The organism is Streptomyces sp. NPDC002181, assembly GCF_042890485.1.
Taxonomy (GTDB): domain Bacteria; phylum Actinomycetota; class Actinomycetes; order Streptomycetales; family Streptomycetaceae; genus Streptomyces.
Window position 1 is genome coordinate 579,033 of record NZ_JBIASC010000001.1, and the last position, 26,301, is coordinate 605,333.

Annotated in this window: 23 protein-coding genes and 2 tRNA genes; 8 read left to right on the top strand and 17 right to left on the bottom strand. The window is 71.6% G+C overall.

Going from position 1 to position 26,301, the window contains the following annotated elements:
- The first annotated feature begins 78 nt into the window (after positions 1–78).
- Together hisN and ACFYXV_RS02645 are read left to right on the top strand one after the other, a co-directional pair.
- Entirely contained in the window at positions 79–885 is an 807-nt protein-coding gene (hisN, locus tag ACFYXV_RS02640) for a histidinol-phosphatase (protein ID WP_385465103.1), read from the top strand.
- Between the two features lie 146 nt (positions 886–1,031).
- Positions 1,032–1,427 carry a cyclic nucleotide-binding/CBS domain-containing protein gene (locus tag ACFYXV_RS02645; RefSeq protein WP_383339881.1) on the top strand — a complete coding sequence of 132 codons (396 nt, stop codon included), beginning with the start codon at positions 1,032–1,034 and terminating at the stop codon, positions 1,425–1,427.
- A gap of 58 nt (positions 1,428–1,485) precedes the next feature.
- On the opposite strand, the gene ACFYXV_RS02650 is transcribed toward ACFYXV_RS02645, so the two are convergent.
- Complete coding sequence (locus tag ACFYXV_RS02650; RefSeq protein ID WP_385465243.1) at positions 1,486–2,955, bottom strand: catalase; 1,470 nt, start codon at positions 2,953–2,955, stop codon at positions 1,486–1,488.
- A 131-nt stretch (positions 2,956–3,086) separates the two neighbouring features.
- Between ACFYXV_RS02650 and ACFYXV_RS02655 the strand changes: the two genes are divergently transcribed.
- A complete protein-coding gene (locus ACFYXV_RS02655) occupies positions 3,087–3,503 on the top strand; it encodes a Fur family transcriptional regulator (RefSeq protein WP_383339884.1) in 417 nt (138 codons plus the stop codon).
- Positions 3,504–3,645: 142 nt separating this feature from the next.
- Here ACFYXV_RS02655 and ACFYXV_RS02660 read toward each other — a convergent pair.
- From ACFYXV_RS02660 to ACFYXV_RS02675, 4 genes are all read right to left on the bottom strand, one after another.
- Positions 3,646–3,719 (bottom strand) — tRNA-Met (locus ACFYXV_RS02660).
- Between the two features lie 86 nt (positions 3,720–3,805).
- Positions 3,806–5,653 (bottom strand): tetratricopeptide repeat protein, encoded by a 1,848-nt coding sequence (locus tag ACFYXV_RS02665; protein WP_383339887.1) that lies wholly within the window; start codon positions 5,651–5,653, stop codon positions 3,806–3,808.
- A gap of 239 nt (positions 5,654–5,892) precedes the next feature.
- A tRNA-Met gene (locus ACFYXV_RS02670) sits at positions 5,893–5,966 on the bottom strand.
- 46 nt (positions 5,967–6,012) lie between these two features.
- Positions 6,013–8,889: a UPF0182 family protein gene (locus ACFYXV_RS02675; protein ID WP_389382108.1), complete on the bottom strand. Its 2,877-nt coding sequence runs from the start codon at positions 8,887–8,889 to the stop codon at positions 6,013–6,015.
- 143 nt (positions 8,890–9,032) lie between these two features.
- Between ACFYXV_RS02675 and ACFYXV_RS02680 the strand changes: the two genes are divergently transcribed.
- A complete protein-coding gene (locus ACFYXV_RS02680; RefSeq protein WP_383339890.1) occupies positions 9,033–9,608 on the top strand; it encodes a PPA1309 family protein in 576 nt (191 codons plus the stop codon).
- Positions 9,609–9,687: 79 nt separating this feature from the next.
- Here ACFYXV_RS02680 and ACFYXV_RS02685 read toward each other — a convergent pair whose 3' ends face one another.
- The 4 genes from ACFYXV_RS02685 to ACFYXV_RS02700 all read right to left on the bottom strand — a co-directional run bounded on the left by ACFYXV_RS02685 (position 9,688) and on the right by ACFYXV_RS02700 (position 13,040).
- Positions 9,688–10,779: a PDZ domain-containing protein gene (locus ACFYXV_RS02685; RefSeq protein WP_385465098.1), complete on the bottom strand. Its 1,092-nt coding sequence runs from the start codon at positions 10,777–10,779 to the stop codon at positions 9,688–9,690.
- A 117-nt stretch (positions 10,780–10,896) separates the two neighbouring features.
- The gene (locus ACFYXV_RS02690) at positions 10,897–11,094 is read right to left on the bottom strand and encodes a hypothetical protein (RefSeq protein WP_134071404.1); all 198 of its coding nucleotides are present in this window, start codon (positions 11,092–11,094) and stop codon (positions 10,897–10,899) included.
- Positions 11,095–11,251: 157 nt separating this feature from the next.
- Entirely contained in the window at positions 11,252–11,713 is a 462-nt protein-coding gene (locus ACFYXV_RS02695) for a molybdenum cofactor biosynthesis protein MoaE (protein WP_385465096.1), read from the bottom strand.
- Positions 11,714–11,885: 172 nt separating this feature from the next.
- Positions 11,886–13,040, bottom strand: a complete 1,155-nt coding sequence (locus ACFYXV_RS02700) for an SDR family oxidoreductase (RefSeq protein WP_385465093.1) — start codon at positions 13,038–13,040, stop codon at positions 11,886–11,888.
- Positions 13,041–13,232: 192 nt separating this feature from the next.
- Here ACFYXV_RS02700 and ACFYXV_RS02705 point away from each other — a divergent pair, with 192 nt between their 5' ends.
- A complete protein-coding gene (locus ACFYXV_RS02705) occupies positions 13,233–14,726 on the top strand; it encodes a zinc-dependent metalloprotease (protein WP_389381864.1) in 1,494 nt (497 codons plus the stop codon).
- On the top strand, positions 14,723–15,247 hold the full coding sequence (locus tag ACFYXV_RS02710; protein ID WP_383339904.1) for an NUDIX hydrolase: 525 nt from the start codon (positions 14,723–14,725) through the stop codon (positions 15,245–15,247). The genes ACFYXV_RS02705 and ACFYXV_RS02710 overlap by 4 nt, the downstream gene beginning before the upstream one ends.
- An 83-nt stretch (positions 15,248–15,330) precedes the next feature.
- Here ACFYXV_RS02710 and ACFYXV_RS02715 read toward each other — a convergent pair whose 3' ends face one another.
- The 4 genes from ACFYXV_RS02715 to ACFYXV_RS02730 all read right to left on the bottom strand — a co-directional run bounded on the left by ACFYXV_RS02715 (position 15,331) and on the right by ACFYXV_RS02730 (position 19,352).
- Complete coding sequence (locus tag ACFYXV_RS02715; RefSeq protein ID WP_385465084.1) at positions 15,331–16,086, bottom strand: AIM24 family protein; 756 nt, start codon at positions 16,084–16,086, stop codon at positions 15,331–15,333.
- 19 nt (positions 16,087–16,105) lie between these two features.
- A complete protein-coding gene (locus ACFYXV_RS02720; RefSeq protein ID WP_383340269.1) occupies positions 16,106–16,786 on the bottom strand; it encodes an AIM24 family protein in 681 nt (226 codons plus the stop codon).
- A gap of 29 nt (positions 16,787–16,815) precedes the next feature.
- A complete protein-coding gene (locus tag ACFYXV_RS02725; protein ID WP_389381865.1) occupies positions 16,816–18,510 on the bottom strand; it encodes a TerD family protein in 1,695 nt (564 codons plus the stop codon).
- 203 nt (positions 18,511–18,713) lie between these two features.
- Positions 18,714–19,352, bottom strand: coding sequence for a M48 family metallopeptidase (locus tag ACFYXV_RS02730; protein WP_385465078.1), 639 nt, complete (start codon positions 19,350–19,352; stop codon positions 18,714–18,716).
- A gap of 109 nt (positions 19,353–19,461) precedes the next feature.
- On the opposite strand from ACFYXV_RS02730, the gene ACFYXV_RS02735 reads away from it, so the two are divergent.
- Positions 19,462–20,568: a ThiF family adenylyltransferase gene (locus ACFYXV_RS02735; protein ID WP_389381866.1), complete on the top strand. Its 1,107-nt coding sequence runs from the start codon at positions 19,462–19,464 to the stop codon at positions 20,566–20,568.
- A gap of 5 nt (positions 20,569–20,573) precedes the next feature.
- Here ACFYXV_RS02735 and ACFYXV_RS02740 read toward each other — a convergent pair whose 3' ends face one another.
- Complete coding sequence (locus ACFYXV_RS02740; protein ID WP_389381868.1) at positions 20,574–23,684, bottom strand: tetratricopeptide repeat protein; 3,111 nt, start codon at positions 23,682–23,684, stop codon at positions 20,574–20,576.
- Between the two features lie 209 nt (positions 23,685–23,893).
- On the opposite strand from ACFYXV_RS02740, the gene ACFYXV_RS02745 reads away from it, so the two are divergent.
- Complete coding sequence (locus tag ACFYXV_RS02745) at positions 23,894–25,222, top strand: ABC1 kinase family protein (RefSeq protein WP_389381869.1); 1,329 nt, start codon at positions 23,894–23,896, stop codon at positions 25,220–25,222.
- 22 nt (positions 25,223–25,244) lie between these two features.
- On the opposite strand, the gene ACFYXV_RS02750 is transcribed toward ACFYXV_RS02745, so the two are convergent.
- The 3 genes from ACFYXV_RS02750 to ACFYXV_RS02760 all read right to left on the bottom strand — a co-directional run bounded on the left by ACFYXV_RS02750 (position 25,245) and on the right by ACFYXV_RS02760 (position 26,271).
- Complete coding sequence (locus ACFYXV_RS02750) at positions 25,245–25,451, bottom strand: hypothetical protein (RefSeq protein ID WP_383339922.1); 207 nt, start codon at positions 25,449–25,451, stop codon at positions 25,245–25,247.
- 122 nt (positions 25,452–25,573) lie between these two features.
- Positions 25,574–25,903 (bottom strand): hypothetical protein, encoded by a 330-nt coding sequence (locus ACFYXV_RS02755; protein ID WP_385465062.1) that lies wholly within the window; start codon positions 25,901–25,903, stop codon positions 25,574–25,576.
- Positions 25,900–26,271: a WhiB family transcriptional regulator gene (locus ACFYXV_RS02760; RefSeq protein WP_030153506.1), complete on the bottom strand. Its 372-nt coding sequence runs from the start codon at positions 26,269–26,271 to the stop codon at positions 25,900–25,902. The genes ACFYXV_RS02755 and ACFYXV_RS02760 overlap by 4 nt, the downstream gene beginning before the upstream one ends.
- Positions 26,272–26,301: the final 30 nt, after the last annotated feature.

Consider the following 26,301-nt stretch of genomic DNA (forward strand, 5'->3'; position numbering starts at 1 on the left):
AGATCCTGTCAAGGGCGCCCGCGGGTCGCACCGTGGACGCCGTTCGCCGCCTCCGGGCGGTCCCGATACTGTTCGGGCATGCCCGAGTATGACGATGACCTCCGCCTCGCCCTCGAACTCGCCGACGCGGCGGACGCCGCCACGATGCAGCGGTTCCGCGCCCTCGACCTGTTGGTCGAGACGAAGCCGGACATGACCCCGGTGAGCGAGGCGGACAAGGCCGCCGAGGAGATCGTCCGGGCCGGGATCGAGGCCGCGCGGCCCGCCGACGCCATCCTGGGCGAGGAGTACGGGCTCCAGGGCAGCGGCCCGCGCCGCTGGGTGGTGGACCCGATCGACGGCACGAAGAACTACGTGCGTGGCGTCCCCGTGTGGGCGACGCTGATCTCGCTGATGGAGGAGGGCTCCGACGGGGTCTTCCGGCCCGTGGTCGGCGTGGTTTCGGCGCCGGCGCTGGGCCGCCGCTGGTGGGCGGCGCAGGGCGGGGGCGCGTACGCCGGCGGTGCGCTGGGCGGTGCGCCCGTACCGCTCGGCGTCTCGAAGGTGGCCGCCCTCGGTGACGCGTCGTTCGCGTACTCCTCGCTGAGCGGCTGGGAGGAGCAGGGCCGGCTCGCCGGGTTCCTGGACCTGACCCGGCAGTGCTGGCGCACCCGCGGCTACGGCGACTTCTGGCCGTACATGATGGTCGCGGAGGGCTCGCTGGACCTGTGCGCCGAGCCGGAGCTGAACCTGTGGGACATGGCGGCCATCGCGGTCGTGGTCCAGGAGGCGGGTGGCCGGTTCACGAGCCTGGACGGCGTGGAGGGCGTGCACGGCGGGAACGCCGCCGCCTCGAACGGACTGTTGCACGAGGAGATGCTGGGGCTTCTGCGCCCGCGCGCCTGAGCCGTTCGGGCCCTGCACCCGGACGACCGGGTGCGCCCCCTTGATGACCCTCCGTACCCGTGGGAATCTGAGACTCCTCCGCTTGTGCGCTTGTGAAGACCTTCTCTAAGTGCGCGGAGGACTCTCCCCAGGAGGTGGCTCCTTTCATGCTCGTCCGCGACGCCATGAGCACCGTGATCCTCACCCTCGGACCCGCCCACACCCTCCGGCAGGCGGCCTGCCTGATGTCCGGCCGCCGGGTCGGCGCAGCAGTCGTCCTCGATCCCGACCACAGCGGCATCGGCATCCTGACCGAACGCGACATCCTCAACTCCATCGGCGCGGGCCACGATCCCGACCGGGAGTTCGTGGGCGCGCACACCACCAACAACGTGGTGTTCTGCACCCCGCAGGCCACCGTCCAGGAGGCCGCCGAGGCAATGGTCCGCGGGGGCTTCCGCCATCTGATCGTGCTGGAGGACGGCGGCCCCGTCGGCATCGTGTCCGTGCGCGACGTGATCCGCTGCTGGGTCCCGGCCCGGCGCAGCACCGTACCGGCGTAAAGCCGGAGGGCCGGACCCCGGGGGGTCCGGCCCTTCAACTCTCGGTGAGCGGGTCGGGTCAGCCGCGAAGGGCCTGGACCGCGGCTTCGAGCCGCTTGCCGAAGTCGCTGTCCGCCTGGCGGAAGTTGTCGATCGCACGCTCGGCTATGTCGTCACGGGAGACCTTGGCGATGAAGCCGGACAGGTTCTCGATCAGACGGGCCCGCTCGTCCTCGGACATCAGGCGGTACAGGTCGCCCGCCTGGACGAAGTCGGTGTCCTCGGAGTGGACCGGGGCGGCGTGGTTGCCCGTGCCGCCGGTGACCGGGACGGACTGCCACAGCGGGCGGTCCGTCTGGAAGGGGCCGCCGAAGCTGTTCGGCTCGTAGTTCCTCGCGCCCTTGTGGCGGCCGTCGTAGAGGAAGCCGTCACGGGAGTTGGTGCGCGCCTCGGTGGCGTGCGGGCGGTTCACCGGCAGGTGGTCGGCGTTGATGCCGACGCGGTAGCGGTGGGCGTCGCCGTACGCGAAGAGACGGCCCTGGAGCATCTTGTCCGGGGACGGACCGATGCCGGGGACGAAGTGGGCCGGGCTGAAGATGGACTGCTCGACCTCGGCGAAGACGTTCTCCGGGTTGCGGTTGAGCTCCAGCTTGCCGATCTCGATCGGCGGGTAGTCCTCGTGCGGCCACACCTTGGTGAGGTCGAACGGGTTGAAGCGGTACTGGGCCGCGTCGGCCGCGGGCATGATCTGGACCTGCACGGTCCAGGTCGGGAAGTCGCCGCGCTCGATGGACTCGCGCAGGTCGCGCTGGTGCGAGTCGGGGTCCTCGCCGGCGAGCTTGTTGGCCTCGGCCTGGGTGAGGTTCTTGATGCCCTGGTCGGTCTTGAAGTGGTACTTGACCCAGAAGACCTCGCCGGCCTCGTTGTTCCACTGGAACGTGTGCGAGCCGTAGCCGTTCATGTGGCGGTAGGACGCGGGGATGCCGCGGTCGCCGAACAGCCAGGTCACCTGGTGGGTGGACTCGGGCGACAGCCCCCAGAAGTCCCAGACGTTGTCCGCTTCCTGCGAGCCGGTGTACGGGTCGCGCTTCTGGGTGTGGATGAAGTCCGGGAACTTGATGGCGTCCTTGATGAAGAACACCGGGGTGTTGTTGCCGACGAGGTCGTAGTTGCCCTCTTCGGTGTAGAACTTCAGCGCCCAGCCGCGGGGGTCGCGCACCGCGTCGGCCGCGCCGAGGTTGCCCGCGACGGTGGAGAAGCGCAGGAACGTTTCGGTCTGCTTGCCGACCTCGGACAGGAACTTCGCGCGGGTCCACTGCGAGACGTCGCGCGTGAGCGTGAAGGTGCCGTACGCGCCGGCGCCGCGGGCGTGCACCACGCGCTCCGGGATGCGCTCGCGGTTGAAGTGGGCCAGCTTCTCCAGGAGCAGCTGGTCCTGGACCAGGACGGGACCACCGACGCCGGCCGTCTCGCTGTTCTGGTTGTCGGCGACCGGAGCCCCGGCCTCCGTGGTGAGCGGTCCCTGCGTCACGTGCGCCTCCTGCGTCATTCCTGCCATGTGCCTGTCCTTGGCCCTTGCTGCACTCGATCCTACAATGGACTTTGTCTAGGTCAAGTAAGGTTCCAAGTCCGCACTGGTTCGGGAGTTACACCGAATCCCTCGCTGTTAGGCTGGTGTCCATGAGTGACCTGCTGGAACGACTTCGCGGACGCGGATGGCGCATGACCGCACAGCGGCGCGTCGTGGCCGAGGTGCTCGACGGTGACCACGTTCACCTGACGGCCGACGAGGTGCACGCGCGCGCGGTGGCCAAGCTGCCCGAGATCTCGCGCGCCACCGTCTACAACACCCTGGGCGAGCTGGTGTCCCTCGGCGAGGTCCTGGAGGTCGCCACGGACCGCCGGGCCAAGCGGTACGACCCGAACGCGCACAAGCCCCACCAGCACCTGGTGTGCGCGCAGTGCGGGGCGATCCGCGACGTGCACCCGGCGGGCAATCCGATGGCCGACCTGCCGGACGCGGAGCGCTTCGGCTTCGTGGTCTCGGCGGTCGAAGTGACGTACCGCGGGCTGTGCCCGTCCTGCGCGGGGGCTTGACGAACGAAGAGGGAGAAGGGCCCGGGAGCAGCGCTCCCGGGCCCTTCTCCTTTGCCGTCAGCCATGAGCCGCGAAACGTGAAAGGTGAGCCGCGAAACGACTGAAGGCCCGGATCCAGAGGATCCGGGCCTTCAGCCTTCAGTAGCGGGGACAGGATTTGAACCTGCGACCTCTGGGTTATGAGCCCAGCGAGCTACCGAGCTGCTCCACCCCGCGTCGGTAAACACGACTTTACGTGACGCCACCCGATGGATGCAAATCGCTTAACGTTCCGGCTCAGGGGAGCCGCACGCCGTACGCCGTCAGGCGGAGAGCTCCTCCGCCAGGGCCTCGCGGAGCCGGGCCGCACGCTCGGAGACCTCCGCCGGGCCCAGTTCCATGGCCCGCACGCACCACTTCTGCCCCTCCGCCAGGTCCCCGTGGCGCGCGGCGAGCAGGCCCAGGCGCAGCGCCGCCCGGCCGTGGCCGGCCACCGCGGCACGGGTCCACCACAGCGCGGCCTCCGGCTCGTTCCCCTCGCGCGCCAGCAGCAGGCCGAGGTTGAACGCCCCGTTCCGGGAACCGGCCTCGGCCGCCTCCCGGTACCACCGCGCCGCCACGGCGAGATCACCCCGCGCGGCGGCCAGCATCCCGACCCGCACCTGGGCGCGACGGTGCCCCAGCTCGGCGGCCCGCTCGTACCACTCCTCGCTCTCGGTCTTCGGGGCGCCGCCCACCGGCTCGCCCAGCGCCACCGGCTCCGGCGGCGGAGCCAGCGATTCCAGCAGCGCGGCCAGGCGGAACGCCGCCTCCGCGCTGCCACCGCCCGCGGCGCAGCGCAGGTGCCGCTCGGCCGCCCGGTCCTCGCCGTCGCGCACCAGTGCGATGCCGACCTGGAGCGCCGCGTCCGTGTGGCCGGCCGACGCGGCCCGCTCGTACCACTTCAGCGCCGTGCGGTCCTCGTCGCGGCTCGCGAACAGGATCCCGAGGTTGAACGCGGCGTCCACGCTGCCCGCCTCGGCCGCCTTCGAGAACCACGGCTCGGCGCCCGCCGCGTCGCCGACCTGGAGCAGCATGATCGCGAGGGCGTTGGCCGCCTCGCGGTGGCCCGCGTAGGCCGCCCGCCGGTACCACTGCTCGGCCTGCGCGGTCCGCTCCTGTGCGGCGCACAGCAAAGCAAGGTTGTACGCCCCGTTCTGGTCGCCCGCGTCCATGGCGGTGCGGTACCACTTCTCCGCGGTCTGGGTCTCGCCGCGCGCGGCGTGCAGGGCGCCCAGCGCGTTGGCGGCGTTGCCGTCGCCGTCCTGCGCGGCCCGGTTCCACCACGCGACGGCGCTCTCCTCGTCGCCCGCGTCGCGCAGCAGGAAGCCGAGCGCGCACGCGGCGCGCGCTTCGCCCTGCTTGGCGGAGGTCAGGTACCAGCGCCCGGCCTCCTTGAGCTCCCCGCGCGCCTCCAGGAGGGCGCCCAGGTGCAGCGCGGCGCGCCGGTGCCCGCGCGCGGCGGCCTGCCGGTACCACTGCTCGGCCTCGGTGGGGTCGCCCTTGCGCAGGTGCCGGGCCAGCCGGTAGGCGGCCTCGCGGTGCCCCTGCTCGGCGGCCTGGCGCAGCCAGCGCTCGACGCCCTTGTCGCCGCGGTGCTCCAGCAGGTCGGCGAGCCCGTACGCGCCCAGGGCATGGCCGGATTCCGCCGCCTGGCGCAGCCAGTACTCGGCGGCGGGCTCGTCCCCGCGCTCGCGGAAGTGGCGGCCCAGGGCATGGGCGGCGGGTGCGGATCCGGCCACGGCGGCGACCCGCCACCAGCCGGCGGCCTCGTCGGGGTAGCCGCGCTGGAGCAGGAGTACGCCGAGGTTGTTCGCGGCGGCGCGGTCCCCTTCCGCGGTGGCGCCGCGCAGGTACGGCTCGGCGCCGGCCAGGTCGCCGCGGCGCAGCAGCAGCGCACCGAGCACGCTCATCGCGCCCGGGTCGCCCCGGTCGGCCGCGACCCGGTGCCGTGCTTCCAGCTCGGTGTCGCTCGCCGGGTCCGTCTCGGCGAACATTTCCTCCGCGAAATCCGCATCGGTCAGTGCGGTCTGCGCGTTAACGACCGGAGCCTCCTCGTTGGCCTCTGCGCCCGATTCGACTTCCGCCCTCACAAACCGCCCTGTCTCCAGCAGAGTTGACCTGTCCCCCATAAATCCCATCGTCGCATCACCTGCTACCCGCGTACACCTGGTATGTCGCAGCCTGTGAGGGTCACTACAGCGTTTTGTCGACATGCCCACAGAGAGATAAGTCAAACACGCCCCCACCCCAACTCACCCGTCTCAGCTACCTCATGGCCCCCGCGTGTCCCCCTGGACACGACGAACGCCCCGATGGGCCAGGACATGACGAAGGCCCGGATCCCATGGATCCGGGCCTTCGTCTTCAGTAGCGGGGACAGGATTTGAACCTGCGACCTCTGGGTTATGAGCCCAGCGAGCTACCGAGCTGCTCCACCCCGCGTCGGTGAAACCACAGTATCACGACGCGGGACCGAGCCATTACCGGCTCATCCCCCGGGACTCGGGGCCGCCGGCTTCGCCTCCGCGTCGATCGCCCGCTGCAGAGCCGCCTTGATGTCGTCCTGCGCCTTGCCGAAGGCCGCCCAGTCGCCGGCCTGACGGGCCTTCTCGGCCGCCTCGATCGCCTTCTTCGCATCGTCGAGGGCCGACTTGACCGTCGGGTTCTCGGAGGTCGGGGGCGTGGTGGTGCCCTCGCCCGGCGGGGTCACCGGAGTCGTCGGCACCGTCGGCGCCTCCGCCCCGAAGACCACGTTGAGCGCCTTGTCCAGGCTGTCCTCGAACGCCGTCTGGTTCCCGTACGTCACCAGCACCTTGCGCAGCAGCGGGTACTTCAGCCCCGAGCTGCGCACGTACACCGGCTCCACGTACAGCATTCCGCCGTCGAGCGGCACCGCGAGCAGGTTGCCGTACTCCACCTCGGAGTCACCGCCGCGCAGCAGCCTGATCGACTCGGCGATCTTCGGCTCCGACTGGAACTTGCTCTGGACCTGCTTGGGGCCGTCGACCGGCTTGCTGGTCGGCAGCTTCAGGATTCTGATCTTGCCGTAGTCCGGGGTGCCCGGATCGGCGTTGACCGCCATGAAGGCGCTCAGGTTGTCCCGCTCGTTCGGTGTGAACGTCGTCGTGAGCGAGAAGACCTGGTCCTTCTCCTTCTGGCCCGGCATCTTCATCGACAGGTAGTACGGCGGGACCGCCGTGCCGGCCTTGGTCGTCGGGTCGTCCGGGACGGCCCAGGCCTCACTGCCGCTGAGGAAGGTCTGCGGGTCGGTCACGTGGTACCGGGTGAGCAGCTCGCGCTGGACCTTGAAGAGGTCCTGCGGGTAGCGCAGGTGGTCCATGAGCGGCTTGGAGATGTCGCTCTTGGGCTTGACCGTCCCCGGGAACGCCTTCATCCAGGTCTTGAGGACCGGGTCCTCGGTGTCCCACTGGTACAGGTTGACCGTTCCGTCGTACGCGTCGACGGTGGCCTTGACCGAGTTGCGGATGTAGTTGACCTGGTTCTCCTGCGCCACCACGGCCCGCTGGCTGTTGGTGAGGGAGTCCGCGGTGCTCTGGCCCAGGGTGGTCCGCGAGGCGTACGGGTAGCCGTTGGTCGTCGTGTACGCGTCGACGATCCACTTGATCCGGCCGTCGACGACCGCCGGGTACGGGGCGCCGTCGATGGTCAGCCACGGGGCGACGGCCTCGACGCGCTCCTTGGGCGTGCGGTGGTAGAGGATCCGGGAGCCGTCGCCGATGGCTCCGGAGTAAAGGATCTGCGGCTCGCTGAACGCGAGCGCGTACGCCGCCCGGTTGACCGGGTTGTCGAGGTTGACGCCGGAGTCGCCCTTGTAGCTCGTCTCCTTCTCGCCCTTGTCGTCCGAGTAGTCGAGCTCCTTCTGCGGACCGCCGACGATGGAGTACTGCTTCGTCTGCTCGCCGTAGTAGATGCGCTGCTCGAAGTCCGTCCCGAACATGCCCTTGGAGGGCAGGTCGGACTGGGTGAAGTCGGGGGCGCCGTCCTTGACGGTGGTCCCCTTGGCCGCGACCACGCCGTAGCCGTGCGTGTACTTGAAGTGGTCGTTGATCCAGTTGTTCTTCGGGATGCCGCCGATGTTCAGCTCGCGCAGCCCGATGACCGTGTCCTGGCCGCTGTACCGGTCCACGGCGAGCGTGGACGGGAAGGCGTAGTAGCCCTTGACCTGCTGGAGCTGCTGGAAGGCCGGGGAGACGATGTTCGGGTCGAGGAGGCGGACGCTGGCGGTGGTGTTGGCCGCCTCGCGCAGCTTGGTCTTGTCCTCGGTCTGCGGGACGCCCGGGTAGTCCTTGACGTCCGCCTGGTCGATCCCGTAGGCGTCGCGCGTCGCCTTGATGTTCTTCTCGACGTACGGCGATTCCTTGGCCTGCTCGTTGGGCTGGACCTGGAACTTCTGCACGATCGCCGGGTAGAGCCCGCCGATCAGGATCGCCGAGAGGACCATGAGGCCGAAGCCGATGACCGGCAGCTGCCAGGTGCGGCGCCACAGCGTCGCGAAGAAGAGCACGGCGCAGATGGCGGCGATGGCGACGAGGATCGTCTTCGCCGGCAGGTAGGCGTTCGCGTCGACGTAGCGCAGGCCAGTCCAGTTGTCCGCGGCCTTGAAGTCGCTGGACTTCACGGCGAGGCCGTACCGGTCGAGCCAGTACGCGATCGCCTTCAGCGTCACGAAGAGGCCGAGCAGCACCGACAGGTGACCGGTCGCGGCGGCGGTGGCCCGGGCGCCCGGGCTCGTCACGCGCAGTCCGCCGTACAGGTAGTGGACGACGACCGCGGCGATCACCGAGAGGACGACGGCGGCGAAGCCGAAGCCGAGCAGGAAGCGGTACCAGGGCAGGTCGAAGGTGTAGAACGAGACGTCCAGGTGGAACTGGGGGTCCTTCTGCCCGAAGGGCACCCCGTTCACGTACATCAGCCAGGTCTTCCACTGGCCCGCCGCCGAGGCGCCCGCGATCATGCCCACGAGCGCCGCGATCCCGAAGAGCAGCCACCGCTTGTACGGGGCGACGCTCATCCGGTAGCGGTCGAGGCTCTGCTGCTCCATCGACATCGCGGACAGCGGCGGCCGCAGCCGGTACGCCAGCCAGATGTTCAGCCCGACGGCACCGGCCATCAGCAGCCCGAAGACGGCGAAGAGGCCGATCTTGGTCCACAGGGTGGTGGTGAAGACGGTGGAGTACTTCACGGAGCGGAACCAGAGCCAGTCCGTCCAGAAGCCCGCGAACATGATGAACGCCATGGCCAGGACGGCCAGTACGCCCAAGGTCATCAGAAGAGTCCGGGCGCGCCGGGAGGGGCGGCCGACTCTCATCCGTGGCCCGGAGGGGCCTCCGCCGCGGTCCGGCATCTGGAAAGCCAAGGTGCGCACCTCGAAAGTCGCTGAGTGTCGTGGCTGGACATTTCAAAAGCTGGGCCCCCGATGGTAGGGCCCACTCATGCAACTTACTGAGGCTTTAGTCAGTTCCCGTTATCGGGCGGAAAGGAGGCAGGATGTTGTCCATGTCCAACCTTTCGCCTTCCCCGGGCGGCACGCCGATGGCCGCCACCCCCCTGACGCGTGCCGTCCTAGAGATCGACGAGTACGCCTCCTCCCTCGGCTGGGACAAGCCCGCCCGGCTGTTCGCGCTCGTCGACACCGCCAGGCTGCGCAAGTCCGAGCCGCGCCTCGCGGGCCAGCTCGGCCAGGACCAGGACGACGCGGGCAAGAGCCAGCTGACCCCGATCGAGCAGGACGAGGTGCCGAAGGGCACGCCGCTGGACAAGTTCCTGGGAACCATCGCCTGGCCCGAGTCGATCGCGGGCTGCGCGCTGACGGTGGAGCGGCTCATGCTGCCGCCGTCCGCGGAGGCCTCCGTACCGGAGGGCCTCAGCGACAAGCAGCTGGCCAAGTGGGTCGCCGCGCACCCGGACCGGCAGGAGGTGCGCCTGACCGTGGGCGTGCTGCGCGACGGCTCGCGGGAGTCCGCGGTGCGGCTGCGCGAGAAGGACTCCTCCACCGAGGTGCTGACCGGCGCGAGCCTGGTCCCGGGCCTGGCCGAGGCGCTGGCCGCGACCTTCCTGGACTGAGCGGGGACGGGGGGCGGGGACGGGGAGCCGGGGCGGCTGCCGGTCGTGGCGGTCGTACCGGTACGACGCGTCGTACCGGTCAGGGCTTGCCGCACTGCGGCAGCCCGGCCGTGTCCCCCTTGCGGATCTTCTCCAGCGCCTTCGTCGCGTCGTCGATCGTCGAGACCTTCACGAGGGTCAGGCCGTCGGGGACGTGCTCGGAGGCGGAGCCGCAGTTCTCGGCGGGCGTCAGGAAGTACTCGGCGCCGGCCTTGCGGGCGCCGATCGTCTTCATCTGGATGCCGCCGATGGGGCCGACCTTGCCCGCGTCGTCGATGGTGCCGGTGCCCGCGACGAACTTGCCGCCGGTCAGATCGCCGGGGGTGAGCTTGTCGACGATGCCGAGGGCGAACATCAGCCCGGCGCTCGGGCCCCCGATGTCGGCCAGCTTGATGTCGATCGCGAACGGGAAGGTGTGGTCGGTGCCCGCCCGGATGCCGACGATGGCGTGCCCGTCGCCCTCCGCCTTGGCGGTGGTGAGCACGACCTTGGACGAGCCGGTGGGCTCGCGGTGCGCCTTCTCGGCCTCGGCCGCCTCCGCGGCGGGCACGATGGTGAACTCGACCTGCTCGCCGGCCTTGCGCTTGGTGACCAGCTTGGCCACGTCCTCGGGGGCGTTGACCGGGCTGCCGTCCACGGCGCGGATCACGTCACCGGCGTGCAGCTTGCCCTCGGCGGGGCTGCCCTTGACCACGGTGGAGACCACGACGCGGGTGGTGACGCCCGGCGTGCCCAGCTGCTTGAGGGCGGCCACCTTGGCGCTCTCCTGCGACTGGCTGAACTCCTCCGCGTTCTCCTGGGTGGACTGCTCCTCCGTCTTCCCGTCCGGGTAGAGGTTCTCGTGCGGGACGACGATGTTGTCGTCCGACAGCCAGCCGTAGACCGCTTCCAGCAGGTTCATGTCGTAGTCGGCGCCGGTGACGCGGACCGTCGTCATGTTGAGGTGCCCACTGGCCGGGTACGTCTTGTGGTCCGCGATGCTGATGACGGGCTCGCCGCGCGAATCGCCGAGCGTGTTCACCGTCGGGCCCGGGCTCATTTCCGAGTACGGGACCTTGATGAACACCCCTGCGCAGAGCAGCGCGAACAGCATGAGGGTGGAGGCGAGCATCGTCGCAGTGCGGCGTGGCATGGATCGACAGTACGGGACGGTCCTGACGGGCGGCCGCCGGGGCCGGTCCGTACGGGGGCGCCGCGCGGAACTCTCAGCGGATTCCGGGGACACTCAGGGGGCCTCGTCCGGGACGCGTCACACCGCGTCGGAACCGGAATGGGCCGCTGCCTTCGCCCTGGTCTGATCGGCCTTGTCCATGGCTTCACGGAACCTCGCGTATCCCGCGAGTTCGGATATGTCACCTTGGGTGCGGTCGCGAGCCGCCCAGCTGCCCCATATCGCCGCTCCGATGGCGGCGAACAGCGGAATCAGCAACCACGCCAGTGACGCCATGGACGTGCCTCCCTGCCCCGAAAGTACGTGTCGTTGGTGGCTTCAACGCTCGTGCCCGGGAGGGGGTTACGCAAATCGAGGGCGTGTTGCGCGGCCGAACGGGTGGGACAGTACCCGTTCGCCCCACCCACCTCGCGCGCGGGGGTCCGCCCGCACCTCAGCAGGCGCCGACCCACTCCTCCGTGCCGTCGGAAAAGGTCTGGTGCTTCCAGATCGGGACCTCGTGCTTCAGGTCGTCGATCAGCATCCGGCAGGCCTCGAAGGCCTCGCCTCGGTGCGGGCAGGACACGGCGACGACCACCGCCAGGTCGCCGACGGACAGGTCGCCGATGCGGTGGACCGCGGCCAGGGCGCGGACCGGGTACTTGGCGATCACCCGCTCGGCGATGCGGCGCATCTCGGCCTCGGCCGTCGGGTGGCAGGAGTAGCCGAGCCCGTCGACGTCGGCCCCGCCGTCGTGGTTGCGCACCGTGCCGACGAAGAGCGTGGTGCCGCCCGTGGCGTCGTCGCCGACGGCCTTGAAGACCTCGTCTATCGAGAGCGGGGTCTCACGGATTCCGAGCAGCCGGATCGGGTCCGGAGCGGCCTGCTCGCCGGGGTGGTCGAAGTGCGGTGCCATGCAGCCATCGTGCACCACGGGTCTCACATCGCGGTATAGCCGATTCGACCGGCTGTACGGTCCACGCGTATGGAGCCTCCTACAGGACCTGCGGCCCTCCGGCCGCCGGAGCGGGCGGCCGGAGGCACTGCCGGAAGGGCTGCCGGAAGGGCTGCCGGAGGGTCTGGGCGGGTCAGAGCCCGCGTCGGCGACGGGCCGCGCGGACCACTGCCGCCGCGCCCAGCAGGGCGACCGTGGCGCCCGCCGCACCCGCGGCGGTGGCGTCCTTGCGGCCCAGCCGGCGCCCCGCGACCGTGTGCCGGCCCGCGACCTCCTGGAGGAGCTCGGCCAGCACCTCCTCGTTGGTCCAGCGCGGCCGCCAGCCCGCCGCGTGCAGCACGCTGACGCTGACCACCCACGGGTGCATCGTGTACGCGAGGTCGCCCGCCGGGGACGGCGTCAGGCCGATCCGGTGCAGTCGCGCCGCCGCGCCGAGCGCGACGGCCGACGGGAGCTCCATGCGGCGGATGCCGCTCAGCTCCTCGACCTCCTCCTGCTCCAGCCAGCCCTCGCAGCCCACCGCGAGCTCGCCCTCGACCTTCTCCAGGGCGGCGTACTCCAGCGCGCTGACCAGGTCCTCCACGTGGCAGAACTGCCAGGTGGGCCGGGATCCGGCCACCACCAGCAGGCGCGGGGACTCGAAGTACCGGGTCAGTGCCGTGTCCGTACCGCCCACGAGCACCGCGGGGCGGACCACCGTCACGTTCAGGCCCGGGTGGGCGCGCGGGGCCCGGCGGCCCAGCCGCTCGATCTCCAGCAGGTCGCCGACGCCCGTCGCCTCGGCCGTGGCCCGCAGCTCGGAGTCCTCCGACAGCGGGATGTCGTTGTCCGGCAGCGCCCCGTAGACCATCGAGGACGTGCACAGCACGACCCGGTGCACCCCGGCCGCCGCTGCCGCCGTCAGCACGGTCTGGGTCCCGCGCACGTTGTACGCCGTACGGGCCGCCGGATCCGTCTCCAGGTCGAGGTCCAGCGCCAGGTGGACGACCACGTCGGCCCCGCGCAGTCTCTCGGCGATCGCGGGGTCCCGTACGTCGAGGACGTGCCACTGCGCGGCCGCGCACTCGCCGCGCCGCTCGTCGATCGCCACGACCTGCTTGACCTCGTCGGATGCGGCCAGCCGGGCGACCAGGGCCGCCCCGACCCCGGAAGCGGCGCCGGTCACGGCGATCACCGGGCCTCGTGCGCCCTGGTTTCGCGGCCGGCGAACGCCGTGGGCGCTCTCGCCGTGCTCAGGGCGGTTTTCGGCGTCGTGCGGCGCGTGAACCTGTGGATCTGGGGAACTCACCAGGCGTCTCCAGCGGTTGTCTTCAGTAGGGACGCGCCGTGACGCGTACCCACCAGGTGATGTCCATCCTGCCGCAGCCCAGGAGTCGGCGGAGCACCGAGCCCGGAAGCGGGTCCGGTGTCTACGCTGGGTGGTGTTGTCGGACCATTTCCCGTCGGCTCCCGCCGGCGGCCCTACGAGCCGAGGAAACCCGTGAGCGACACCCCATTCGGATTCGGCCTTCCGCCGGAGGAGCCGGAGAACGGCGACGAAGGCAAGAAGAAGGGCAATCAGGGCGGTCAGGGCGGCCCGAATCCGTTCGGGTTCCCCGGCATGGGCCTGCCGGGCGGAGCCGGCGGCCCCGGCGGCGCGGACAACCCGTTCGCGGCGATGTTCGGCTCGATGAACCCGAACGACCTGGGCGCGGCCTTCCAGCAGCTCGGCCAGATGCTCAGTTACGAGGGCGGTCCCGTGAACTGGGACATGGCCAAGGACATCGCCCGCCAGACCGTCGCGCAGGGCACGGCGGACGGCGTGAAGGACTCCAGCGTCGGCATCGCCGAGAAGTCCGCCGTCGAGGAGGCCGTGCGCCTCGCCGACCACTGGCTGGACGGGGTGACCTCGCTGCCCTCCGGCGCCACCACGGCCGTCGCGTGGAGCCGCGCCGAGTGGGTCGAGGCGACCCTCCCGGTGTGGAAGGAGCTCGTGGACCCGGTGGCCGAGCGCGTGGGCGCCGCCATGGGCGGCGTGCTGCCCGAGGAGATGCAGGCCATGGCGGGCCCGCTGCTCGGGATGATGCGCTCCATGGGCGGGGCCATGTTCGGCCAGCAGATCGGCCAGGCCGTGGGCACCCTCGCGGGCGAGGTCGTGGGCTCCACCGACATCGGGCTGCCGCTGGGCCCGGCGGGCAAGGCCGCCCTGCTGCCGCTGAACATCGAGGCCTTCGGCAAGGACCTGAGCGTCCCCGCCGACGAGGTGCGGCTGTACCTGGCCCTGCGCGAGGCGGCCCACGCCCGGCTCTTCGCACACGTGCCGTGGCTGCGCTCGCACCTGTTCGGCGCGGTCGAGGGGTACGCGCGCGGCATCAAGGTCGACACCTCGAAGCTGGAGGACGTGGTCGGCCAGCTCGACCCGACCAACCCGGAGCAGCTGCAGGAGGCCCTGCAGGGCGGCATGTTCCAGCCGCAGGACACCCCCGAGCAGAAGGCCGCCCTGGCCCGCCTGGAGACGGCGCTCGCGCTGGTCGAGGGCTGGGTGGACGCGGTCGTGCACGAGGCGGCCAAGCCCCGGCTGTCCTCTGCGGACGCCATGCGCGAGACCATGCGCCGGCGGCGCGCCTCGGGCGGCCCGGGAGAGCAGACCTTCGCGACGCTGGTCGGGCTGGAGCTGCGCCCGCGCCGGCTGCGGGACGCCTCGCGGCTGTGGGCCTCGCTGACCGACGCGCGCGGTGTGGACGGCCGCGACGGGCTGTGGGAGCACCCGGACATGCTGCCGACGGCCTCCGACCTGGACGACCCGGACGGGTTCGTCCACCGCGAGCAGCTGGACTTCTCCGAGATCGACAAGATGCTCGGCGAGGCGGCGCAGAAGCGCGAACAGGGCGCACAGGGTGAGCAGGGCGAGCAGGGGCCGCAGGGCGGCACCGGCTCCGCATCCGACTCCGACTCCGACTCCGACTCCGACGGCGAGGGTGACACGAAGAAGTGAGCCTCTACGACGACGCGGTGCTGGTCCTCAAGCGGTACGAGGACCAGCCCGAGCTGCGCGATCTCTATCTGGAACACCTGGCCGCCCACCCGGACGGGATGTACAAGCCCTGCCAGGCCGGGCACGTCACCGGCAGCGCCCTGGTCATCGACCCGGTGGGCGGGCGCGTCCTGCTGACCCTGCACAAGAAGCTCGGCATCTGGCTCCAGATGGGCGGCCACTGCGAGCCCGAGGACACCACCCTCGCGGGCGCCGCGCTGCGCGAGGCCGTCGAGGAGTCGGGCATCGCCTCCGGGCTGACCCTGCTCCCGGGCGGCCCCGTACGGCTGGACCGGCACCCGATCCCGGCGCCGTGCAACTGGCACCTGGACGTGCAGTACGCGGCGCTGGCCCCGGCCGACGCGGTGGCGGAGATCAGCGAGGAGTCGCTGGACCTGCGCTGGTTCGCGTACGAGGAGGTGGCGGCGGCGGCCGACACCTCGGTCGTACGGCTGATGGAGGCGACCCGGGCGCGGCTCTGACACCCGCCCGACAGCCCGGAAGGGGCGGCCCCGCATCCCGCGGAGCCGCCCCTTCCCCGTGCTGACGGGCGCGCTGGTCCTCGCTAGTTCCAGGCGTTGTTCTGGTTCTGGGCGTGGACGCCCTGCTGGCCCATCCCGTACTGCGCGGCCATGCCCTGACCGAGCTGGGCGTTCTGCGGCGGCAGCACCTCGCTGGGCTGCACCAGCGCGAAGCCGGTGCCGAGGAAGCTGAGCTCCCAGCCCTCGCCGGTGTTGCCGCGGCGCCGCCAGACGCCGGAGGAGTGCGTCTGGGCCTGCATCTGCACGCGCAGCGAGGTGGACCAGGCGACGATCGCGTCGGCGTCGGCGTTGACGTACTTGTCGGGCGTGACCTGCATCATCAGCGGCTGCCCGGAGGTCATCAGCGCGACCTTGCCGCGGCCGGTGATGTTGAGCTGGTACTTGCCGGAGCCGGAGATCCCGTACTGGCTGTCCACCGCGATGGCCTCGGTGTGCAGGGTGGAATCCATGGCCAGCACGTAGCTGCTGTCGACGGTGAGGCCGTCCTGGTCCACGTCGACGACGTGGACGTACTGGGCGAGGTTGGCGAAGTAGACCGTGCCCTGCCCGGAGCAGCGCATCAGGTCGAGGCCCTCGCCGGTGCGGGCGCGGGCGGTGCGCTGCGTGGTGCTCTGGTACTCGCCGTCGAAGTCGATGATCCCCTGGTAGGCGACCATGGCGCCCTTGCGGGCGAGGACGTCGTCGGAGCCGGCCAGGGTGACCCGCAGCAGCTGCGGGTTCTGGACGGCGTACCGCTCCTGGGACTGCTGCTCGGCGTGGCCGAAAAGTGAGCTCTGCATGATGTGTGTCCGCTCCCCCTCAGCCCCGGGTCCGGAGCCGGTCGGTGCTGTCCTCGCTGGGCTGTACGACGACGATGCCCTGGCCGGAGAAGGCCATCTGGTAGGCCTCCCCGCTGCCCCGGCCGATCATCGACGAGGCCTTGAAGCTGCGCTTGCCCTTCACCTTGAGGTTCGGGGACCAGGCGACGAGCGCGTCGGGGTCGACGTACGTCTCGTCGTCGCCGCGGCCGCAGTCCACCACGATCGGGGTGCCGCGGGAGGTGATGGCGACCCAGCCGGTGCCCGAGATCTGCACGTTGAACAGGCCCTGGCCGGCGAACTTCGCCATGCCCTTGACCCGCTCGACGCCCCACTGGAGGTGGGCGTCGAAGGCGAGCAGGTTGGTGCCGTTGACCGACAGCGCGTCGTTGTTGAGGTTGATGACGACGACGTCGGCGCCGTAGTCGGCGAGGTAGAGCAGGCCGTCGCCGGTGCACTTCATCAGCGGGGCGCCTTCGCCGGTGAGCCACTGGGAGGCCATCTGGCGCAGGGCCGGCGGGTTGGGCTCGTACTGGACGAAGCCCTCGTACGCGACCATCGACCCGGTGCGCGCGAAGAGGTCCTGGCCGCTCTGCATGGCGACCTTGAGCATGGCCCTGCCGTGGTTCTCCATGCGGGCCGTGACGGGGGTGGGGGCGTAGCCCGCGAGCTGCTGGTTCATTGCGTTCATGGCATTCATGTGGGGCTCCCTCAGACCTCGTACGGCTGGACGACGATGAAGTTGCCGGGAGCGCCGCGGAACTGGAGGTTCACGGTCTCCCCGCTGTGGCCGGGGTAGGCGTTGCGCCGCAGCCGGACCTGGCTGGAGACGATCACCTGGGAGGCCGCCGACCACGCGACGATGGCGTTGCTGTCGGCGAAGGTGGTCGGGGTGACGGGCAGGACCACGGGCGTGCCGTGCGTCTTGACGATCACGGTGCCGGAGCCCTGGAACAGCATGGTGAACAGGGCTCCGCCGGGGATGCCGTGGCCCTCGATGCGGCGGACCTCGTGCTGGAGGGACTCGTCGAAGGCGAGGACGCTCTCGGCGGAGACGCAGATCCCGTCGCCCTGGAGCTCGATGGCGTGCAGGTGGGCGCCGTTCTCGGCGAGGAAGACCTGGCCGCGGCCGCTGCAGCGCATCAGCTGCATCTCCTGGCCGGTGGCGTTGCCGACGATGCGGCCGGCGAAGCCGGCGCCCTTGTAGCTGAAGTCGACCTTGCCCTGGTAGAGGACCATGCTGCCCTGGCGGGCGAGGACGGGCTGGCCGCCCATGGAGAGGTCGACGCGCATGAGCTGCTGGTTCTGCGCGGTCCAGCGGGTGCCGGTGGGGACTTCCTTGTACGGCTGGAGGGCGGCGGCGAGGCCGGCGCCGGCGGCCTGCGGGGCGCCCTGGCCGTAGCCGGGCTGCTGGCCGGGCATCTGCTGGCCGTACGGGGGCGGCTGCTGGCCGGGGACCTGGCCGTAGGGCGCGGGGGCCGGGGCGGGGGGCGGCACCTGGCCGCCGTAGCCGGGCACCTGGCCGTACGAGGGCTGCGGCTGCTGGCCGTAGGAGGGCGGGCCGGGCGGCTGCGGGGCGTGCGGCGGCTGGCCGTACGGCGCGGGGGCCGGCGGGGTGGCGATCGGGCCGACCATGGTCGGGGCCGAGTGCACCGGGGCGGGCGGGGCGGGCTGCTGGTACTGCGGGGCGGGCGCGGGGGCCGGGGCGGGCGCGGGCTGCGGAACGTACGGCGCCTGCGGGGCCTGCGGGGCCTGGACCGGCGCGCCGAACGACGGCGCCGGGGCGGCGCCCTGCGGCGGCGGGGCGAATCCCGGCGCGGCGCCGGCCTGGGCCTGGGCGGCCGCCTGCGGCTGCTGCGGGGCCTGCTGCTCGTCCTCCTCGGCGACCTCGCCGCCGAAGTTCTTCAGCAGCGCGGCGAGTCCGCCGTCGAAGCCCTGGCCGACCGCGGCGAAGCGCCACACGTCCTTGAGGTAGAAGTCGCCGAGCATGACCGCGCGCTCGGTGCTGAACTCCGCGCCCGTGAAGGAATACCGGACGACTTCCTCGCCGCCGGCCACGATCCGGATGTAGCCCGGTCCGATCTGCGACATCTGTCCGTCGCCGTCGATGGTGGCGGTGAAGGACAGTTTGTGGATGCCCGCCGGGACGCGGTCCAGCGTCACCCGGAAGGACTCGGTGTCGCCCGCCTGCGCGCCGAGCTGCTGGATCGACTCCTCCGGCGACTTCGGCTGGTTGTAGAAGACGAAGTACCGGTCGTCCGACAGCTTCTCGTCGGCGTCAAGGCCGAAGCAGCTGATGTCGAAGGCGAGTCCGGGCCCGGCGATCTGCACGCCCACGTACAGATCCGTGCCTGCCGTCAGATCGCTGATCCTGGCCTTGTGACCGCGTTGGAATTCCCTGGCCATACGTAACGACCGTCCCCCATCCCGACAGTGATTTGCGTGCCGCTCAGGCTAGCCGCATCCGCCGACATCCGGCCAAGTCGGTACCGACCCGGTACATAGCGGGGCGCGGACCGGGCGGAGCGGGGCGCGTCGGGCGGAGCGGGGCGCGTCGGGCGGGGTGGAGCGGGCGGCCGGGGCCGGGCGGCAGCAGGGGGCCCGGCGGGTCACTCCTCGCGGGCCGCGGGGACCTTGGGGAGGCGCTCCGCGGCGACCACTCCCTCCAGGTAGCCGCGGGCCCGTTCGGTGCGCGGGTAGGCCTCCAGCAGTTCCCAGAAGCGGGGGCCGTGGCCGGGGACGAGCAGGTGGGCCAGCTCGTGGAGCAGCACGTAGTCGACGACGTACTCCGGCATTCCCTGGAGGCGGTGGGAGAGCCTGATGCTGCCTTCGGCGGGGGTGCAGGAGCCCCAGCGGGTGTTCTGGTTGGTGACCCAGCGCACCGAGCGGGGGCGGGCACGGGCGCCGAAGTACTGGCCGGACAGACGCTCGGCGCGTTCGGTGAGCTCCGCGTCCCCGAGGGTGCGCTTGCTCTCCTGGGCGGCCAGCTTGTCGAGCATGACCCCCACCCAGCGCCGCTCCTCGGCCTCGGACATCCGGGCAGGGATGAGGACGACCGTACGGTCACCCTCGCGGTAGGCGGATACGGTCCTGCGGCGGCGCGCGCTCCGGCGGACTTCGACGGCGCGCTGCTGGGGGTCGGCGGACACGCCCAAGACCGTACCCGCTCGCCTGGCCGAAGTCCCCCCGCTCCGCGGTTCGGACGTGATGGATGCGAAGGCGGCACACGAGGCACCCCTTTTCTTCATCTCATATGCCTAATAACCCTTGGCTGTGGACAAATGCACGCATGGGAGGGGGCGGGAGGGCACTCTGCTGAGGACGGGAACGAGGCGGGGTTCGTACGAGGGGGAAGCCATGTATCCGAAGGTGAAGCCGGCGCTGGCGAGGGCCTGGCGGGATCTGCAGACGGTTCAGTTCGGGGTGACGCCCGCGCACGCGGTGGTGCTCGGACCGGTGGACACGGCGACGGGATCGCTGATCGACCGGATCGACGGGACGCGGGGGATGGAGCTGCTGCGCGCCGAGGCGGTGGCGGTGGGGCTGCCGGAGGGGCAGGTGGACGCCCTGGTCCGGCGGCTGGCGGCGGCCGGGCTGCTGGACGACGCCACGGCGGGCGGTCCGCGGGCCCAGGCCGTGCGCAAGCGGGCGGAGGTCCTGGAGCGGCTCGGGCCGGATCTCGGTTCGCTGTCGCTGGTGCACCGCGAGCCCGGCGGTGATCTACGGGGGGTCGCGGCCCGGCGGGCCATACGGGTCCAGGTGCGCGGGAGCGGCCGGGTGGGCGGAGTGATCGCCGGGGTCCTGGCGGCTGCGGGCGTGGGCCGGGTGGAGGTGCTCGACGGCGGCCGGGTGGAGCCGGCGGACGTGGCACCGGGCGGGCTCGGCCCGGACAGCGTGGGCCGGCTGCGTGCGGAGGCCGCGGCGGGACTGGTCCGCGCGTCGGCCCCCGGGCGCCCGCCGCGGACGGCGGAGTACGAGGGGCCCGAGCCGGGGGTGTCCCTGGTGGTGGTCGCGCCCCGGGACGGCCTCCAGGCGTGGGCGCCGGATCCGGGCACCGCGGCCGACTGGGTCGCCGCCGGCACCCCTCATCTGTACGCCGGGGTGCTGGAGGGCACCGGGCTGGTGGGGCCGCTGGTGCTGCCCGGGGCCACGGCGTGCGCGGGCTGCATGGAACGCGACCGGGTCGAGGCGGATCCCGCCTGGCCCCGGATGCTGGTGCAATGGCGCTCGGCGCACCGCCGCCGCACCGCGGCGGCCTGCGATGTGGGGCTGGCCACGGCGGTGGCGGGGCTGGCCGCGGCCCACGCCCTGTCCTTCCTCGACGGCGAGCTGCCCGCGTCCACGGCCTCACGCTGGGAAGCCGCCCTCCCGCACCTGCACTGGGAGCGGACCCCGGTGCGGCCCCACCCCGGCTGCCCGTGCGCGGCGGCCCGCGTCCCGACGGAGGAGGCGGTGCCGTCATGAGGCTCCTACGAGGGCGGGCCGGTCCGCTCCTCCAGCGCGCGGCACAACTCCTCGATCCTGGGCCCGGCCGACGCGATCACCGGGGTCAGGCTGCGCAGGGCCATGAGCAGTTCGTGCACCGTGCCCCTGGACGGGTCGCGGTCCATGAAGTCCGCGAGGTGGCGCCGGGCCTCGGCCCAGTGAAGCCGGACGCACTGGGCGAGGAGGAGATTGCCGATGTCCGCGGGGCACCGGGGAGGGGCGTCCGGGCTCCCCGGGCCCAGCAGCTCGACCACCCGGTCCAGGTACCGGTCCCGATCCGGGCGGTGCAGCGCGTGCAGCACCACGGCGGTCTCGTAGTGCGCCCAGGCGTCGTCGGGTTCGAGTGCGATCGCGCGGGTGAGGCAGGCCAACGCCTCCTCGTACCGGCCGAACAGCCGTCGGACGACACCGCGGCGCACCAGGATCACGACGCTGTCGGACTGGAGCTCATCGGCGCGGTCGTAGTCGCCCAGCGCCTCCTCGAACCGCCCCAGCATGCGAAAGGCGTCACCCCGCTCGCCGAAGACCCAGGCCTCGTCGGATCCGAGGGCCAGGGCGCGGGTGTAGTCGGCCAGGGCCTCCTCGTGCCTGGCGAGCGCTTCGAGTACCCGTCCCCGGCGCGTGAAGGCCCACTGGTAGTCCGGACTGAGCTCGATGGCCCGGTCGAAGTCCTCCAGCGCCCGCTCGTACTGCTCCATCGCGGCGTGGGTCTCACCCCGGCTGGCGAGCGCCCAGGGGTAGTTCGTCCTGAGTTCGAGGGCGCCGTCGAACGCGTCCAGTGCCTCCTGGTACCGCTCCGTCAGCCGGAGGACCTCGCCCAGCCCGGCGAGCGCCACGGGGTCCTCGGGCTTCAGCTCCGCGGCGCGGGTGAAGTCGGCCAGCGCCTCCTCGTACCGTGCGAGGCTCCGGAGGCTGCGCCCCCTGATCAGGCGGGCCCAGGCGTAGTCCGGGGAGCATCCGACCGCTTGGTCGAGGGCGGTCAGCGCCTCCTCGTTCAGGCCCCTGGTGTTGAGCACGAATCCGAGATTCGCGAGGGCCCAGGCACTGTCCGGCTTGATCTCGACGGCGCGCTCGAAATCGGCGATGGCCTCGTCGTGGCGTGCGGTGAGGCGGTGGAGCACCCCGCGGTGGGTGAGTGTCCAGTGGGCGTCCGGGTTGAGATCGAGGACACGCTCGAAGTCGGCCAGCGCCTCCTCGTACTGCCCGATGGCGCGGTGGCAGACCCCTCGGTTGCTGATGCTCCAAATGTATTCGGGGTCGAGCGCGATGGCGCGGGTGTAGTCCTCGATCGCCTCCTCGAAGCGCTCGGTGAGCTCGTGGGTTCGGCCCCGGCCGTAGTGGGCGCGCTCCGCCCCGGGGTCGAGGGCGAGCGCCCGTGCGTAGTCGGCCAGGGCCTGCGGGTACCGCTCGGCGTTGCGGTGGTCCCGGCCGCGCAGGGTCAGGGCGAAGGCCTGGCCCGTGGTGTCGAGGGCGCCCCGCGACAGCAGGAGCGTCAGGGTGGCGATGCCGGGGTCGCGCTGCTCCGAGGCCGTGCGAAGGCTCCCGCCCCAGTCGGTGAGTTCGGTGCCCTGTGTGTCCCGGCCGGCCTGGATCCAGACCTGGACCCAGCGGTGGAGGGTGGTGATGCCGTGGTCGTACGCGTCGACGAGCTCCCGCAGCGCGGCCGGGAGGGCGGCTCGCGGGTCGGCGCACAGGCGGTGGTAGGTCTCCTGGAGGCGGTGTGCCCGCCAGCTCTCGTCGGACCACCAGCCGTCGGCCGGGGTGACGGCCTCCTCCAGACGTTCCCGCCGCACCCGGAAGGCGTCGGCCAGCCGGGTGTGCAGCCGCTCCCAGCCGACCGGGGACTGCCTGCGCCGCAGCCGCAGCATCGCACTGCGGACCACCTCGTGATAGCGGCAGTGGCCGGACCGCTCGGTGACGAAGGGCATCGACCTCAGCCAGCCGAACAGCTCGGCGGCCTCCTCCTCGACCGCCGCCCGGTACACGTCCTCGTCCAGTTCCTGCGGGAACGCACAGGCCAGGGCGGCAGCCCGGCGGGCCGGGTCGGCCTCCCACTTGAGGAAGCGCTCGACGGCGGTTCCGCTGGGGTCTCCGATCTCCTCCACGCTGCCGGGCTGCGTTTCACCCAGCGTGGAGACCAGGACCGGAAGCCGTCCGGACAGCTGGAGGATCACCTCGACGACGCGCTCGTCCGTCACGCCCTTCCCCGCGAGGAGCCGGCGTGCCTCGGCTTCCGTGAACACCTCCAGCGGCCAGTCCGTGACCAGGTCGTACCAGTCCTCCCAGCAGCGGGCCGCCAGCCCCGACTGGCCGGCCAGGACGACCAGCACGTTCGCCGGGAGCTCCCCGTAGCGGTCGCTGACCAGCACGTCGCGCAACCAGGTGTCCAGCAGGGGGCCGGTGCGCTCGTAGGTGTCGAAGAACAGCGTGATCCACGGATGCTTGCGGGCCGCTTCCCCGAGCTCTTCCAGGAACACCGGGGTCAAGACGTCCAACGGGGACATCACCAGCTCGACGTCGCCGTGACTGCGCAGTCGGGTGCTGAGGAGGGCCTTCACCCGGTCCGCGCCGGCCGCGACCTGGTTCGGGTCGACCGCACCGGTGAAGGCGCCCACACCCGGAAGCATGCCGAGCCCGACCAGGCCCAGCTGCGAGGCGATCATGCTGGACGGCGAGGGCGACGGGGCGCTGCCGGCCGCCGCGTCGGCACCGCCGGCGGCCGTCGCCATCCCGACGTCCGCCTCGTGACGGCGCTGCCGATAGGTGGCCAGCAGCTTGTCGAAGCCCTTCAGCGCCACGCCCTGCTGGGAGAACTGCGCGCTGACGACCTCCATCGTCTCGATGACGTCCGCGACCGACTCGTCGACGTACGCGGTGACGGCCTGCCCTTCACGGGCGATCGTCTCCAGCTGGCGTACCAGGGTGGACTTGCCGACGCCGGCCGGGCCGCGGATGTGGAACAGGAACTGCGCCGCCTCGTCCGGGGACTGTGTGAGGGCGTCCCGGAAGGCCGTGACCTCGCCTTGCCGTCCGATGAAGGCGGTGGAACGCCGCCGCCGGATCAGTTCCTGCCTCGAAGGCCCCCGCCCTGCCATGCACAGCCCTTTCCCCACCAAGCGATCCGCTGTCCGGCCATGCTGTCCCATGGGGGCGGTTGCTGTCCGGCAAGGGCCGGATTCCCGCCACCTGACGAGCGGGCGCCTCGGTCGGGGCGGGGCGGGGACGCCATGACAGGATGCGGTTGGCCGAGGGGTCATCCTGCACCGCCGCTTGCGGCACAGCTGTCTGGGAATTGGAGGGGCGCATGTCTGATCTTCCCCGGAAGGCGGTCACCCGTACCGTCAAGCTGGCCGCGCTGCCGCTCGGCTTCGCGGGCCGGGTCACCTGGGGGCTGGGGAAGCGGATCGGGGGCAAGTCGGCGGAGATCGTGGCGCGCGAGCTCCAGCAGCGCACCGCCGAGCAGCTGTTCCGCACCCTCGGGGAGCTGAAGGGCGGTGCCATGAAGTTCGGGCAGGCGCTCTCGGTCTTCGAGTCGGCCCTGCCCGAGGAGGTCGCCGGGCCGTACCGGGCCGCGCTGACCAAGCTCCAGGAGGCGGCCCCGCCGCTGCCCGCGCAGACGGTTCACCAGGTGCTGGCCGAGCGGCTGGGGGCCGACTGGCGGGACCTGTTCGAGGAGTTCGAGGACAAGCCGGCCGCGGCGGCCTCGATCGGGCAGGTGCACCGGGCGGTGTGGCACGACGGCCGCCAGGTCGCGGTGAAGGTCCAGTACCCGGGAGCCGGCGAGGCGCTGCTGTCGGACTTGAAACAACTGGGGCGGTTCGCGGGGCTGCTGGGGCCGCTGATTCCGGGCATGGACGTCAAGCCGCTGATCAAGGAGTTGCGCGACCGGGTCTCGGAGGAGCTGGACTACGAGCTGGAGGCGGAGGCCCAGCGGACCCACGCGGACGCGTTCGACGGTGACGAGGACGTGGTCGTACCGGACGTCGTGCACCAGGGCGACCAGGTGCTGGTGACCGAGTGGATGGAGGGGACCCCGCTGTCGGAGGTGATAGCGGACGGCACCCAGGAGGAGCGCGACCGCGCCGGCCAGCTGCTGGCCCGGTTCCTCTTCTCGGGGCCCGCGCGCACCGGCCTGCTCCACGCCGATCCCCATCCGGGCAACTTCCGCCTGCTGGCGGGGGCGGACGGCCGGATGCGGCTGGGCGTGCTGGACTTCGGCACCGTCGACCGGCTGCCCGGCGGCTGGCCCAAGCCGATCGGCACCTCCCTGCGGATGACGCTGGAGGGTGATGCCGAGGGGATCTACGGGCACTTGTGCGCCGAGGGGTTCGTGAGGGAGTCCATCGAACTGGATCCGGAGGCGGTGCTGGACTATCTGCTGCCCATCATCGAACCGGCCCAGGCGGAGGAGTTCACCTTCACGCGGCCGTGGCTGCGCGGTCAGGCGGCGCGCATCGCCGATCCCCGCTCCCCCGCGCACCAGTTGGGCCGGCAGATCAATCTGCCGCCCTCGTACCTGCTGATCCACCGGGTGACGCTGAGCACCATCGGGGTGCTCTGCCAGCTGGGCGCGACGGTGCGGCTGCGGGAGGAACTGGAGTCCTGGCTCCCGGGGTTCCTGCCCGACGAGTGAGCGCGCAGGCCGGGTGGCGCGGTCACCACCAGGACGAGTCGAGGCGGCCCTCGATCGCCCTGAGGTTGGCTCGCGCGCAGTCGACGCAGAAGTACTGTCTGGTCCCGTTCTCCACCGAGCAGGTCCAGGTGGGCGGGGCGCCGTCGGGGGCCTGCTTGCCGCAGCGCGCGCAGACGGCGGGCTGCGCCTCGGGGCCCGACGGGGCGGAGTGGGGATTGGGCTGGTCCACCTCCAGACGATATCCCCGCGAGGGGTGCAGAGCCCTCCGCAACGCACCGGGGGGACCGGTCCGTTCGGACCGGTCCCCCCGTACGCTGCCGCGCCGCAGGTCAGCGGCGGTTCAGCGGTTGCTTACTGCATGACGGCCATGGCGAGGGCCCGCCGGGCGCGCAGCGAGACGCGCTCGGCTCGCCGCTGCATGCGGCGGGCGGCGACCAGGCGCACGGCGCGACGCTCGGCGTCGGCCTCGCGCATGCGGTCGCTCATATGGGCACGGGCCAGGGCTTCTGGGATGAGTTGCATTTCTCGGGTCCTGTTCTGACGCGAGGTGATCGCGCCGGCGGTGATGAAGTCTGCGTGGGCGGAGCCGTGCGGCTGCTCGCTCGTCGTGTGGGCGGTCATGAGGGCCTGCTTCAAGGGGTCGTGCGTCACGGGGCGGTCGATGGTTCCGATGGCGGTCATGCCGCGACAACCGGGTTCTTGCGCGGACGGCCGCGGGGCCGCTTCCGGGCTACGACGACGCCCTGGACGAAGAGCTCGCCACCCCAGACACCCCAGGGCTCGCGGCGCTCCAGAGCACCGGCGAGGCAGGCCTCGACCAGCGGGCAGGTGGCGCAAAGGGACTTCGCGTACTCGACGTCCGCCGGGGACTCGGCGAAGAAGACCTCGGGGTCGTAGGTGCGGCAGGCGACGGGTACGCCGAGGTTCTCGATGGCGTCGTCGAGCGCGGTCAGCGCGGTGAGGGGAGTCAAGGTGGAGTCCTCCGGGACTGCGGGCGGGGAGATCGTCTGGGTCTGCGGTACGGACGGGGCGTGCGCTTCGAGTTGCACGGTGTTTTCTTCCTCGTCTTGGTTGGCTAG

Excerpts from the sequence above, each read along its gene's own strand:
- hisN (WP_385465103.1), top strand. The coding sequence starts at position 79 with ATGCCCGAGTATGACGATGACCTCCGCCTCGCCCTCGAACTCGCCGAC.
- ACFYXV_RS02645 (WP_383339881.1), top strand. The coding sequence starts at position 1,032 with ATGCTCGTCCGCGACGCCATGAGCACCGTGATCCTCACCCTCGGACCC.
- ACFYXV_RS02650 (WP_385465243.1), bottom strand. The coding sequence starts at position 2,955 with ATGACGCAGGAGGCGCACGTGACGCAGGGACCGCTCACCACGGAGGCC.
- ACFYXV_RS02655 (WP_383339884.1), top strand. The coding sequence starts at position 3,087 with ATGAGTGACCTGCTGGAACGACTTCGCGGACGCGGATGGCGCATGACC.
- ACFYXV_RS02665 (WP_383339887.1), bottom strand. The coding sequence starts at position 5,653 with ATGGGGGACAGGTCAACTCTGCTGGAGACAGGGCGGTTTGTGAGGGCG.
- ACFYXV_RS02675 (WP_389382108.1), bottom strand. The coding sequence starts at position 8,889 with ATGCCGGACCGCGGCGGAGGCCCCTCCGGGCCACGGATGAGAGTCGGC.
- ACFYXV_RS02680 (WP_383339890.1), top strand. The coding sequence starts at position 9,033 with ATGTTGTCCATGTCCAACCTTTCGCCTTCCCCGGGCGGCACGCCGATG.
- ACFYXV_RS02685 (WP_385465098.1), bottom strand. The coding sequence starts at position 10,779 with ATGCCACGCCGCACTGCGACGATGCTCGCCTCCACCCTCATGCTGTTC.
- ACFYXV_RS02690 (WP_134071404.1), bottom strand. The coding sequence starts at position 11,094 with ATGGCGTCACTGGCGTGGTTGCTGATTCCGCTGTTCGCCGCCATCGGA.
- ACFYXV_RS02695 (WP_385465096.1), bottom strand. The coding sequence starts at position 11,713 with ATGGCACCGCACTTCGACCACCCCGGCGAGCAGGCCGCTCCGGACCCG.
- ACFYXV_RS02715 (WP_385465084.1), bottom strand. The coding sequence starts at position 16,086 with ATGCAGAGCTCACTTTTCGGCCACGCCGAGCAGCAGTCCCAGGAGCGG.
- ACFYXV_RS02720 (WP_383340269.1), bottom strand. The coding sequence starts at position 16,786 with ATGAACCAGCAGCTCGCGGGCTACGCCCCCACCCCCGTCACGGCCCGC.
- ACFYXV_RS02725 (WP_389381865.1), bottom strand. The coding sequence starts at position 18,510 with ATGGCCAGGGAATTCCAACGCGGTCACAAGGCCAGGATCAGCGATCTG.
- ACFYXV_RS02730 (WP_385465078.1), bottom strand. The coding sequence starts at position 19,352 with ATGAAGAAAAGGGGTGCCTCGTGTGCCGCCTTCGCATCCATCACGTCC.
- ACFYXV_RS02735 (WP_389381866.1), top strand. The coding sequence starts at position 19,462 with ATGTATCCGAAGGTGAAGCCGGCGCTGGCGAGGGCCTGGCGGGATCTG.
- ACFYXV_RS02740 (WP_389381868.1), bottom strand. The coding sequence starts at position 23,684 with ATGGCAGGGCGGGGGCCTTCGAGGCAGGAACTGATCCGGCGGCGGCGT.
- ACFYXV_RS02745 (WP_389381869.1), top strand. The coding sequence starts at position 23,894 with ATGTCTGATCTTCCCCGGAAGGCGGTCACCCGTACCGTCAAGCTGGCC.
- ACFYXV_RS02755 (WP_385465062.1), bottom strand. The coding sequence starts at position 25,903 with ATGACCGCCATCGGAACCATCGACCGCCCCGTGACGCACGACCCCTTG.